Annotated in this window: 7 protein-coding genes, 2 tRNA genes and 3 rRNA genes; 1 reads left to right on the top strand and 11 read right to left on the bottom strand. The window is 41.6% G+C overall.

The window, feature by feature from the left end; translation table 11 throughout:
* Positions 1 to 329: 329 nt before the first annotated feature.
* From rrf to gshA, 10 genes are all read right to left on the bottom strand, one after another.
* Positions 330 to 445, bottom strand: a 5S ribosomal RNA gene (rrf, locus tag BAZSYMA_RS08190).
* 182 nt (positions 446 to 627) lie between these two features.
* Positions 628 to 3,517 (bottom strand): 23S ribosomal RNA (locus BAZSYMA_RS08195).
* A 493-nt stretch (positions 3,518 to 4,010) separates the two neighbouring features.
* Positions 4,011 to 4,086, bottom strand: a tRNA-Ala gene (locus tag BAZSYMA_RS08200).
* A 105-nt stretch (positions 4,087 to 4,191) separates the two neighbouring features.
* A tRNA-Ile gene (locus BAZSYMA_RS08205) sits at positions 4,192 to 4,268 on the bottom strand.
* Between the two features lie 205 nt (positions 4,269 to 4,473).
* A 16S ribosomal RNA gene (locus BAZSYMA_RS08210) occupies positions 4,474 to 6,007 on the bottom strand.
* The 16S, 23S and 5S rRNA genes sit together here with 2 tRNA genes alongside, the layout of an rRNA operon.
* 265 nt (positions 6,008 to 6,272) lie before the next feature.
* Positions 6,273 to 6,740, bottom strand: coding sequence for a rhodanese-like domain-containing protein (locus BAZSYMA_RS08215; protein WP_090717792.1), 468 nt, complete (start codon positions 6,738 to 6,740; stop codon positions 6,273 to 6,275).
* 1 nt (position 6,741) lies between these two features.
* The gene (locus BAZSYMA_RS08220) at positions 6,742 to 7,371 is read right to left on the bottom strand and encodes a response regulator (protein ID WP_090717804.1); all 630 of its coding nucleotides are present in this window, start codon (positions 7,369 to 7,371) and stop codon (positions 6,742 to 6,744) included.
* 1 nt (position 7,372) lies between these two features.
* On the bottom strand, positions 7,373 to 8,857 hold the full coding sequence (locus tag BAZSYMA_RS08225) for a GAF domain-containing sensor histidine kinase (RefSeq protein ID WP_090717807.1): 1,485 nt from the start codon (positions 8,855 to 8,857) through the stop codon (positions 7,373 to 7,375).
* Between the two features lie 16 nt (positions 8,858 to 8,873).
* Positions 8,874 to 10,214 carry a tRNA uridine-5-carboxymethylaminomethyl(34) synthesis GTPase MnmE gene (mnmE, locus tag BAZSYMA_RS08230; protein ID WP_090717794.1) on the bottom strand — a complete coding sequence of 447 codons (1,341 nt, stop codon included), beginning with the start codon at positions 10,212 to 10,214 and terminating at the stop codon, positions 8,874 to 8,876.
* Positions 10,207 to 11,760, bottom strand: a complete 1,554-nt coding sequence (gene gshA / locus BAZSYMA_RS08235; RefSeq protein WP_090717797.1) for a glutamate--cysteine ligase — start codon at positions 11,758 to 11,760, stop codon at positions 10,207 to 10,209. The genes mnmE and gshA overlap by 8 nt, the downstream gene beginning before the upstream one ends.
* 49 nt (positions 11,761 to 11,809) lie before the next feature.
* Between gshA and BAZSYMA_RS08240 the strand changes: the two genes are divergently transcribed.
* Positions 11,810 to 12,733, top strand: coding sequence for a Nudix family hydrolase (locus BAZSYMA_RS08240; protein WP_090717801.1), 924 nt, complete (start codon positions 11,810 to 11,812; stop codon positions 12,731 to 12,733).
* A 36-nt stretch (positions 12,734 to 12,769) separates the two neighbouring features.
* Here BAZSYMA_RS08240 and BAZSYMA_RS08245 read toward each other — a convergent pair.
* Positions 12,770 to 13,109 (bottom strand): 4a-hydroxytetrahydrobiopterin dehydratase (locus BAZSYMA_RS08245; RefSeq protein WP_241502599.1); only part of this gene is annotated, 340 nt, incomplete at its 5' end.

Below are 13,109 nucleotides of genomic sequence, written 5' to 3' on the forward strand. Positions count from 1 at the left end.
AATCGAATCTTAACTCTATGATGTGTTGTTTTTTAGCTAGGCTTTTAAAATTTCGTTGTAAAAAGATTTTGGAAGTGAACGAGGTCTTGGCATGATTTTATTGTCTTGTTAAAAACTTATTATTTTACCATATTTATATCTTTTATTTTTGAAAATGGTATTACTAACAATTAAAAAAACAATAGGCAAAAAAATACCTCGACACTTATAAAGTATTGAGGTATTTTGTGGTATTTTTGAAATTTTACAAGGTAGATTGCAAGGAGTTTAGTAAAACTAAACGACTGAAAATCTAACGCAGTAAAAACCAAAAAATAGCCGAAATTAAAGCCTAGCAATGTCCTACTCTCACATGGGGAGACCCCACACTACCATCGGCGCTAAGTGGTTTCACTACTGAGTTCGGGATGGGATCAGGTGGGTCACACTCGCTATTGTCACTAAGCAAACTGGTTTTTTATTTACGCCTAGCGCAAATAAAATAATTAAAAAGTTTTTATACCTTGGTTATTACTAACCAGAGGATATAACAATTAATACATTTATAAAGTTTACACACTTACTCAGTGTATTGCATAACACATCAACACAAAAATTATAGATTCATCTAAATAATTTGGGTGTTATATGGTCAAGCCTCACGATCAATTAGTACAGGTTAGCTTCACACATCACTGCGCTTCCACACCCTGCCTATCAACCTTGTAGTCTTCAAGGGATCTTTAGGAGAGTTAAACTCTCAGGGAGACCTAATCTTGGGAGGGGCTTCCCGCTTAGATGCTTTCAGCGGTTATCCTTTCCACACATAGCTACTCGGCAATGCGACTGGCGTCACAACCGAAACACCAGAGGTGTGTCCATTCCGGTCCTCTCGTACTAAGAACAGCTTCCCTCAAGTCTCCAACGCCCACGGTAGATAGGGACCGAACTGTCTCACGACGTTCTAAACCCAGCTCGCGTACCACTTTAAATGGCGAACAGCCATACCCTTGGGACCTGCTTCAGCCCCAGGATGTGATGAGCCGACATCGAGGTGCCAAACACCGCCGTCGATGTGAACTCTTGGGCGGTATCAGCCTGTTATCCCCGGCGTACCTTTTATCCGTTGAGCGATGGTCCTTCCACTCAGAACCACCGGATCACTAAGACCTAGTTTCCTACCTGCTCGACGTGTCAGTCTCGCAGTCAAGCACCCTTTTACCTTTGCGCTCATTGCACGATGTCCGACCGTGCTGAGGGTACCTTTGCGCTCCTCCGTTACTCTTTAGGAGGAGACCGCCCCAGTCAAACTACCCACCATGCATTGTCCCCAATCCGGATAACGGACCTAGGTTAGAACCCCAACCATACCAGGGTGGTATTTCAAGGGTGGCTCCACTCAAACTAGCGTTCAAGTTTCAAAGCCTCCCACCTATCCTACACAAGTAGGATCAGAGTTCAATGCAAAGCTGTAGTAAAGGTGCACGGGGTCTTTCCGTCTGGCCGCGGGTATACTGCATCTTAACAGCAATTTCAATTTCACTGAGTCTCGGGTGGAGACAGTGTGGCCCTCGTTACGCCATTCGTGCAGGTCGGAACTTACCCGACAAGGAATTTCGCTACCTTAGGACCGTTATAGTTACGGCCGCCGTTTACTTGGGCTTCGATCAAAAGCTTCGGACGAATCCTAACCTCATCAATTAACCTTCAAGCACCGGGCAGGCGTCACACCCTATACGTCCACTTACGTGTTTGCAGAGTGCTGTGTTTTTAATAAACAGTCGGAGCCACCTGGTATCTTCAACTCTTACCAGCTCATTTAGCAAGTAAAATCACCAGCAAGAGCACACCTTCTCCCGAAGTTACGGTGTCATTTTGCCTAGTTCCTTCACCCGAGTTCTCTCAAGCGCCTTAGAATTCTCATCTCGTCCACCTGTGTCGGTTTGGGGTACGGTTTCATATAACCTGAAGCTTAGAGGATTTTCCTGGAAGCATGGTATCACTCACTTCTCCCAAAAGAGGGATCGTTATCACGCCTTGAATAAAGGCTACCGGATTTTCCTAATAGCCAATCTACACGCTTAAACTTGGACAACCATCGCCAAGCTGAGCTAACCTTCTCCGTCTTCCCATCGCAGTTATATGAAGTACAGGAATATTAACCTGTTTCCCATCGACTACGCATTTCTGCCTCGCCTTAGGGGCCGACTAACCCTACGCCGATTAACGTTGCGTAGGAAACCTTGGACTTCTGGCGAGGGGGTTTTTCACCCCCTTTATCGTTACTCATGTCAGCATTCGCACTTCTGATACCTCCAGCATTCCTCACAGAATACCTTCAACGGCTTACAGAACGCTCTCCTACCATCGCAATAAATTGCGATCCGTAGCTTCGGTATGTAGTTTTAGCCCCGTTAAATCTTCCGCGCAAACCGACTCGACCAGTGAGCTATTACGCACTCTTTAAAGGAATGGCTGCTTCTAAGCCAACCTCCTGGCTGTCTGGGCCTTTTCACATCGTTTCCCACTTAACTACAATTTTGGGACCTTAGCTGACGGTCTGGGTTGTTTCCCTTTCCACTACGGACGTTAGCACCCGCAGTGTGTCTGCCATGCTCATACTTTCAGGTATTCGGAGTTTGCAATGGTTTACTAAGTCTTGACGACCCGCTAGCCATAACAGTGCTCTACCCCCTGAAGTAATACATGACGCTCTACCTAAATAGATTTCGGAGAGAACCAGCTATCTCCGGGTTTGTTTGGCCTTTCACCCCTATCCACAACTCATCCCCTCATTTTTCAACATAAGTGGGTTCGGACCTCCAGTTAGTTTTACCTAACCTTCACCCTGGCCATGGATAGATCACCCGGTTTCGGGTCTACTCCCAGCAACTAATCGCCCATTTAAGACTCGGTTTCCCTACGGCTCCCCTAATGGTTAACCTTGCTACTGAGAAGTAAGTCGCTGACCCATTATACAAAAGGTACGCAGTCACGGAATAAATCCGCTCCTACTGCTTGTATGCATACGATTTCAGGTTCTATTTCACTCCCCTCCCGGGGTTCTTTTCGCCTTTCCCTCACGGTACTTGTTCACTATCGGTCATTAGAGAGTATTTAGCCTTGGAGGGTGGTCCCCCCATATTCAAACAGCGTTTCACGTGCGCCGCCTTACTCAATTTCACATAAATCTAATTTTCGTGTACGGGACTATCACCCTGTATCGTTGAACTTTCCAGAACATTCTACTAATTAAAAATATGCTTAAGGGCTGTTCCCCGTTCGCTCGCCGCTACTAAGGGAATCTCGGTTGATTTCTTTTCCTCTAGGTACTTAGATGTTTCAGTTCCCTAGGTTTGCCTCCTTAACCTATGTATTCAGTTAAGGATAATGGTCTGATGACCACTGGGTTTTCCCATTCGGAGATCTCCGGCTAATAATGCTTATTATCAGCTAACCGAAGCTTATCGCAGATTATCACGTCCTTCATCGCCTTCTAATGCCAAGGCATCCGTCGTATGCACTTATTCACTTGACCATATAACCCCAAACCATCTAAAACATGTTTCCAAATTTTCTCTTTGTCTGTGTTGTTTTATTGCCTCAATCAATCATTTAGCAACGCTAAACTCTTTCAATCGTCAATAAAACACCTTGTCAAAGAAAAAATCTGAAATCACTCAAGTTCAGTATCATACAGTTAGTATTTCACCAAGAAGTCACAAATTGTGATAAATCACAATCGGTGAATTCTTTTCTTTCTTATTTCACCAGCGGTTTTTACACCGCCGATGAGAATCCATATTTTTTGAAATTGTTGTGTCAATGCAATACACCAATGAAAACTGTCATCACAACAGTTTTCGCGTTGTTATATTGTATATTTACAAACTTTACTTCATGTATTAAATTGTTAAAGAGCCCCACACTCGTAAGCGTGGTATAAAAACTTAAATAAAATCACAATATGGTTTTATTTAAGTTTTTAAAAAAAATGAAAACTTAGTTTTTTTGCAAAAGCAAAAACAATGTGGTGGAGCCAGGGAGGATCGAACTCCCGACCTCTTGCGTGCAAGGCAAGCGCTCTCCCAGCTGAGCTATGGCCCCTTGAAAACAGTAAAAAATACTGTAATTTTTATTTTTGCAAGGCGAGGGCGACAGAGTTTATGTTAATAAACGACCAGGCCGACAACGCAGTCAAAAATGAAAATTTGGTGGGTCTGGGTGGATTTGAACCACCGACCTCACCCTTATCAGGGGTGCGCTCTAACCAACTGAGCTACAGACCCGAATGGTGGGATTATCTTTGCCTTATATTGCGTTATTTTTATTCAGTCAGTCATGTATTCACACTACATTCCTTCCTTCAAAATAATACCTTACTTAAAACAAAAATATCCTGCGTAATTAACTACCAATAATTGGCAGTTATGCAATTCTTTCATTCTTCTTTATAGTTATCAAACAACTTGTTGTGGACACTCATACTTTTCTTAAGGAGGTGATCCAACCCCAGCTTCCGCTAGGGTTACCTTGTTACGACTTTACCCCAGTCATGAATCACAAAGTGGTGAGCGCCCAGATAAGCTACCCACTTCTTTTGCAACCCACTCCCATGGTATGACGGGCGGTGTGTACAAGACCCGGGAACGTATTCACCGTGGCGTTCTGATCCACGATTACTAGCGATTCCGACTTCACGGAGTCGAGTTGCAGACTCCGATCCGGACTACGAAAAGGTTTATGAGATTAGCTTGCTCTCGCGAGGTTGCGACCCTTTGTCCTTCCCATTGTAGCACGTGTGTAGCCCTGGTCGTAAGGGCCATGATGACTTGACGTCGTCCCCGCCTTCCTCCGGTTTATCACCGGCAGTCTCTTTATAGTTCCCACCATGATGTGCTGGCAAATAAAGATAAGGGTTGCGCTCGTTACGGGACTTAACCCAACATCTCACGACACGAGCTGACGACAGCCATGCAGCACCTGTATCACGGTTCCCGAAGGCACCAATCCATCTCTGGAAAGTTCCGTGTATGTCAAGACCAGGTAAGGTTCTTCGCGTTGCATCGAATTAAACCACATGCTCCACCGCTTGTGCGGGTCCCCGTCAATTCCTTTGAGTTTTAACCTTGCGGCCGTACTCCCCAGGCGGACAACTTAACGCGTTAGCTTCGCCACTAAGAGGTAAATCCTCCCAACGGCTAGTTGTCATCGTTTACGGCGTGGACTACCAGGGTATCTAATCCTGTTTGCTACCCACGCTTTCGTACCTCAGTGTCAGTATTAGTCCAGAAAGCTGCCTTCGCCATTGATGTTCCTTCAGATATCTACGCATTTCACCGCTACACCTGAAATTCCACTTTCCTCTCCTATACTCTAGTTTGCCAGTTTCAAATGCAGTTCCTAGGTTGAGCCCAGGGCTTTCACATCTGACTTAACAAACCACCTACGCACGCTTTACGCCCAGTAATTCCGATTAACGCTTGCACCCTCCGTATTACCGCGGCTGCTGGCACGGAGTTAGCCGGTGCTTCTTCTAAAGTTAACGTCAAGGCTAATGGGTATTAACCATTAGCTTTTCTTCACAATTGAAAGTGCTTTACAACCCTCAGGCCTTCTTCACACACGCGGTATTGCTGGATCAGGGTTGCCCCCATTGTCCAATATTCCCCACTGCTGCCTCCCGTAGGAGTCTGGACCGTGTCTCAGTTCCAGTGTGGCTGATCATCCTCTCAGACCAGCTAAAGATCGTCGCCTTGGTGAGCTTTTACCTCACCAACAAGCTAATCTTACGCAGGCTCATCTGATAGCGTGAAGCCCGAAGGTCCTCCACTTTACTCCATAGAGATTATGCGGTATTAATCCAGATTTCTCTGGGCTATCCCCCACTATCAGGCAGATTCCTACGCGTTACTCACCCGTCCGCCACTCGACGCCTAAGAGCAAGCTCTTATCGTTTCCGTTCGACTTGCATGTGTTAAGCATACCGCCAGCGTTCAATCTGAGCCAGGATCAAACTCTTCAGTTTAATTCTAACTATTTAGAACATTGGCAACACTTATAAATAAGTGCGCTTTGCGTTCAATTTTTTTAAAAGCTTAATTGCTTTAGTTTTTTATGTGCACTTGCACAATTTAATGTACGAGTGCCCACACAAGTTGTTTGATAAATTTTTAAAGAGCAACTAAATTGAAAAAAAATAATGTTTCAACTCAGTGAAAGGTGGCAATTATACAAGCAAAAAATCTTGCGTCAAGCACTATTTCACTTTTTTATTAAATTAATTTCTAAAATTAGAGATTGGGCTGTAATTTTTCTTCTGAAACCGCTTGGTTAAGCCATTTGTCAGCTTCATCAATATCAACGATGTCATCTTTTATATTAAGCATTTCTAAGTCGTTATCATTCCAACCTTTAATACCTAACTTTAGAGAACGAACATTTTCAAACCCCATTTGTTGCATAGTCAGTGCCGCAAGAGCAGAGCGGTTGCCTGAACGACAAATAAGTACAATGTTTTGATTTCTAGCTTCTGCCAACTTAGGTATGGTGTCATCATAGTTCCAAACGCAAGCACCTTCAAGCACACCACGGGCAACATGTAGAGCGTCTTTAATATGCATCATTTCAAATTCGGCTTGCTCACGAATATCTAATAATATCAAATCAGAGTTTTGTTCAATTTCTTCTTCCAAATCCCAAGGCAATATCTCATCTACACAGACTAATGCTTTTGCTACTAATTTTTGATAATCATCCATATTACTTACAGTAACCTTTTTCGGTCACCATCACGGCAACTTCAACCCTTGAAGAAAGCGATAATTTTTTTAAAATTGATTTCACATGTAACTTAACTGTACCATCTGAAATACCCAGCTCTCTAGCAATAACCTTGTTACTATGTCCGCCTGATATTTGACAAGCCACTTCTTTTTCTCGTTTGGTGAGTAGCTCAAAAGAAGATTCACTATCTGTCAATTCATTCTTCAGCGCCTTGACCAATACATGTGTCATATCTTGCGTAACAATAATCGACCCTGTTGCCACTTCATTGAGCGAATCTACCAACTCATCTGGGTCCATATCCTTTAGTAAATACCCTTGGGCGCCGTATTTTAAACAATCACGCAAATCATTTTCATCAGTACTGGTGGTTAATATTACTACTGGTGTTTGTTCATTGCGCTCTTTCAGGGTCTTTAACACCTCAAGTCCTGACATACTTGGCATACGCAAGTCTAACAAGATAATATCTATTAATAAGTCTGGGATTTCTTCTAAGCCTTGTTCAGGTGAAGAGGCCGCCTTAGCACTGATTTTTCTGGACTCTAATAATGAGACAAGCCCGTTACGGAATAAGGCGTGGTCATCAATAATATAAATCTTCATTTTATACATCCTCCCCAAAACTCACAGTCACTCGCGTGCCTTCATCAACTTCGGATTCAATGTCAATATGCGCACCGATTCTACTCGCACGCTCTTTCATAATATTCATACCGATATTATTCCCCATTACTTCGGTGTCAAGTGTGTCTTTTTTAAAGCCTACACCATCATCTTCAATCAGCAACTGGCATTGTGGCTCAGCAGAAAACAAAATTCGCACATTACGCGCCTTGGCATGTTTGCGAATATTAGACAAGGCTTCTTGGGTAATACGCATAATTTGCATTTCTGTTTCTGAGGTAAGGTCGAACTTGCCTTCTACTTGTAAATAAGTAGCAATATTCTCTTCTGCCCTAAAACTATTGACTAGATTTTCTAATGAAGTTTCTATGCCTCTAGGGTCTAAAGGCACACGGAAATTACACATTAATTCTCTGAGCTCTTGATTGGCTTGGGTAATGTTTAACTGCAAACTGGTAACTTTTTCACCCGCATCTCTTTTGTTACCTTGCTTCAACATATCGTCTAAGACAGTCACTTGTAGTTTTAAGCTATAAATAGTTTGCGCTAAAGAATCGTGAATTTCTTGTGATAAGAATAAGCGCTCCTGCGAGAGTTCTAGTCGCTTAGTTTCTTCGTCAAGTCTTGCCTTGTCAAGTGCAATGGCAATATTATCAGCAATGGATTCAAGCAATGCACGCTCGTCAAAAGCGAGTGAAGGCTCAGAATCAAAAAATAAATTAAACACGCCTAAGGTTTTTCCGTGGTATTTCAGGGGAATAAAAATCGTACCAACGCTCGCTTTAGCCTCAGATTTTTCGCCCACACACTGTTGACAAGTATGTACACTAAACTGCACATAACTGTCTTGTGCCATTGCTATTTCACCACAAAAGCAATCACTACTAACCACATCAATTTCTTGCTCCTTGTCGTCAATTACTCCACTTTGCGCGACTAAATGCAATTCTGTATCATTGATTAAACGGCGTGCCACACCCGAAGATGCGTGTGTCATTTGCATAAATACACCTAAAAAATACTCAAATAATTCTGTAGCGGAATGCATTGAGTTAAGTTTAGATGACACACTATAAAGCGTTTCTAATGAAGCCGATTTTTTACTCAGACGCTGAACCTGCTTGTGCAAAATATCCTCCATGTCGTCATATAAATATTGGTTTTCATCAATTAGATGATTAATCGCTGTGGCAACAGGCTGAAATGCGGTTTTCTGTTTGTCATTTAGGCGTGCACTTTGATCAATATTGTAATCAATTACCCATTGTTGCAAATCCGTAAATGGCGATAAAAAGTCCTTACGAATAGATAAATATAAACCCAAATATATTAACAATATTAATAGAGCAAAACCCATATCAATAATATTAGATGACTGATAAACTGAAAGCATTGCATGCCACAACAATGGCGACAAGGTAGTCGTTACCAATAAGTAAAGATAAAATTTTGCTTTAATACCCATAACAATGTAAATATCTCTACTTACCAATACAAAAAGAAGAAAAAATCTCACCCAACAAATCATCAGATGAGAACTCTCCAGTGATACTACCTAAATCTTGAGCGGCATGGTATAAATCTTGAGCAAGCAACTCGCTGGCATTATTGTCAAGTTGCGTCAAGGCGTCCAACACGGATGCCAATGCCGCCTCTAAGGCAATAATATGGCGCTTGCGTGCTAGCAAAACGCCTTCGCCAGTATCACTTAAACCCGCAATCTCTGAGAGTTTTTGTTTTAACAAATCAACACCCTTTGAATGTTTGGCACAGATTGACAACTGGATCTGATGCTCTATATATTCTACACCCACAACATCATTGGTTAAATCTATCTTGTTTTTAATCAATAATATCGATTTACCATCAATACCACTTGGTAAGATTGATAAATCTGGTGTTTCATCTTGCGCATCAAAGACCAATAACACTACATCAGCGCGTTCAATTTCACCATGCGCTCTCTTAATGCCTTCTTGTTCTACTTTATCCTCACTCGTGCGCAGTCCTGCCGTATCAATAATATTGAGTGGCATGCCATTAATGTGTATCGTTTCCTTTAATACATCACGCGTAGTACCTGCAATATCTGTCACAATCGCACTGGATTCTTGCGTCAATGCATTCAGTAGCGATGATTTACCCGCATTTGGTTTGCCCGCAATTGCGATATTTAGGCCTTCTCTTAAAATCACACCCTGCTGTGCGGCATCTAAAATAGATTGAATATCTTTTTTAATTTTTTCAATCTTTTGTTTAACCTCACCTGATGCTAAGAAATCAATTTCTTCATCAGAAAAATCAATCGTCGCTTCAACAAAAACTCGCAACTCAATTAACGAGTGCGTTAGCGCATTCACTTGTTCGGAAAACTCGCCCGATAAAGAACGCAGTGCTGAGCGTGCAGATTGCTTAGAGCTGGCATCAATGATATCTGCCACTGCTTCAGCTTGTATCAAGTCCATTTTACCATTGAGAAAAGCGCGTTTAGAAAACTCACCCGGCTCGGCTGCTTCTGCGCCTAATGATATGGCAGCCTCTAATAATAACCGCATAACCAAAATACCGCCATGCCCTTGTAACTCTAAAACATCTTCGCCGGTAAATGAGTTTGGTGCTGGAAAAAACAACGCTACACCCTTATCAATTTCATCCCCCTCTTGACTAAAAAACGAACCATAATGTGCATAGCGCGCCTTAGGGACTTTCCCCAACATCTTTTGGGCAATCTCGCCTGCAAGTGTACCAGAAACACGCACAACGCCAATACCACCTTGCCCTAAAGCACTTGCCAATGCACAAATTGTCGTTGCATTATTCATCAATAAAATAATTCTCTAAATAGGCATCAAAAGACCCATTATCCGCTTGTTCTATTTCGAGCTGCTGCTGACAAGATTTTTTGGCTTGTTGGTCTAGATAATCAAAATGCACTTGGTCAATTTCCTTTACAAGAAAGGCGCTTTGATGTTGTTTAGCCCAAGCATTAGTATAATCAAAAAACCCTTGATTGTGGTTTTTCATCTCACTCAGTGTCATCGCAGAAGGTGTGAACTCAGCGTGTTCAATACGCCTGCCTATTGTATTAACAGCCGTCTGATAATCCTGCCCCAATAACTCAGCACATAGATAAATTTTGTCCATGACTGTTCTACCTAAATCTTGCAATAGAATGCTTTTCCCTTGATGCATCAAGACTAATTTGGGTTGACGCCCCTTGTGCGCTACTAACTGGTCATTAGCATCACATTCAACTTGTTCTCTACTGCAAATAACTGGCGAATCCTCTAGTAAACAAAATAGCAAAAATGCCTCTAAGAACAATACTTGTGTTTTATCAATACCCAGTGGTAAACTTGAATTAATATCCAATGAACGCAACTCAATATAGCCGATACCATTCTCATGCAAAGCATCTAAAGGTTTCTTACCTGAAACAACATTTGGCTTAGGACGCACAGAGGCATAATATTCATTTTCAATTTGTAAAATATTGGCGTTTAATTGTTGATATTGCCCTTGTTTTTTAAGCCCAATTTCTTCATAGGCGGAGCACGGTGTCTGCATACCAGACTTTAAACTATGAATATAATGCGCTAACGAATTATAATTTGCCTTTACCCCTGCCTCATCTTCACGCAGATTTTGATAACCAATATCCCCCATTCGCAATGAAGTGGCATACGGTTCATACAAAGTAGAATCATTAAATTCAATCAATGAATGCTGATGATAGCCCTTGAGAAAAGATTTACAAACCGCACTTGATGCACCAAATAAATAATAAATCAACCAACCATAACGCACCACATTACGCGTCAATGCCATATAACTTTGGTCGTTAAACTCCCTAAATACTTCACTCGGCGCTTTTAACAAATGGTACTGTTTAAGAAAATCCTGAGCAAAGGAATAATTAAAATGAATACCCGCAATCGTTTGCATTACACTGCCATAACGATTAGCAAGCCCGTGTCGATAAACAGTTTTCATCATGCCTTGATTACTGGTTCCATATTGTGCAATAGGAATATAAGTTTCACCACGAATCACGCACGGCATACTTGCTGTCCAAAAGCTTTGGTCCTTTGGCAAATGATGATATAAATATTGTTGCGTTTTAGATAAAAATGCCAACATTTCATCAGCACTATTTGTAGGCGGCGTGACTAATTCAATGAGTGACTCAGAAAAATCAGTGGTAATGTTTGGGTGCGTCAACGCACAACCAAGTGCCTTAGGATGTGGCGCTTGAGAGATGCCACCTTTGCTTGATACTCGCAAACCTTCTTTTTCCAACCCCATCAAATTGCCCTTTAACAATGCACTATAAGGTTTTAATTGTTGAATTTTTTCCGTTAAATTCAAAGTCTTGCCTAATATAAAATAATGCTATCATTTTACAGCAGAGGAACTCATGCAAACAATTAAGGCAGTTGTTGGTGTTTTACGCAACAAAAATCAAGAAATACTCATTGCACAACGCAGAAAATCACAATTTATGGGTGGGTTTTGGGAATTACCAGGTGGCAAAATTGAGAATGAAGAATCACCAGAACAAGCCATCATTAGAGAACTTAATGAAGAACTCGGCATCCAAGTTAAACACTCAAGTCTACACCAAACGATGGTGCATCACTATGAAGATAGAATCGTTGAACTGAGTATTTACAACATCAATCAATACCAAAATACACCCATAGGACTTGAAGGTCAAGCAATCGCTTGGGCTAGAGTTACTGATTTAAACAACCATCAACTATTACCAACCATGCGTGCCTTTATCCACTCAATCACCTTACCTAATAAATACTGGATTACGCCTTCAGATCAACACCAAAGCGATGAATGGATGAGCAAATTTGAGCAAAAACTCACCTCAGGCATTGGCCTCATCCAACTGCGAAGCAAAACTATACTCAATAGTGAATTTATCACCGAACTTTACAACAAATGTAAGCATAATAGTGTTAAATTACTACTTAATACCGCCAATAAAACCTTTAATGAGCCTAGTAGTGATGGCTGGCATCTCACTACCAATGAAATGTTGCAATTAGACAAAAGACCCTGTACTAAGGATAAATTACTCGGCGTATCCACCCACAATCTCACCGAAGCGCTCAAAGCCCAGTCCATCGGTGCCGATTTTGTCGTCATTTCTCCCGTGCAAGCCACTCAAACTCACCCAGATACCATACCGATCGGTTGGGACAGTGCCATTGATGTGGTGGATAAACTCAATATCCCTGTTTATTTTCTCGGTGGCATGAGAATTAAAGATTTAGAAAAAACCCGTAAAATCGGCGCTCAAGGCATCGCTGGGGTGAGTGCTTTTTAAAAATCAGGGTAAATACACAATGAGACCTTTACAGTGTTAATATTTGGCGTCAGTCATGACTTGTATGTTGCGCGCTAATTCAAAATCGCGTTCGCTGATTTCACCAACTTCATGCGTGATTAGATTGATTACTACTTGTTTATAGCTATTACACCACTCAGGATGATGGTTGAGAGACTCAGCAATCAATGCCACTTTTGTCATAAAACTGAACACTTCTATAAAATCATTAAACACATACTGACAATGTAATTTATTGTTTTCAGACCATGCGACATGTTGAGCAATAAATTGCTGTATTTCTGTTTCTGTTGCTTTTACCAATTTCATATTTTTTATTTTCACTTTATTGTTCAAAGAATAACTGACAGTGTTT

This window comes from Bathymodiolus azoricus thioautotrophic gill symbiont, from assembly GCF_001298715.1.
Taxonomy (GTDB): Bacteria; Pseudomonadota; Gammaproteobacteria; order PS1; family Pseudothioglobaceae; genus Thiodubiliella.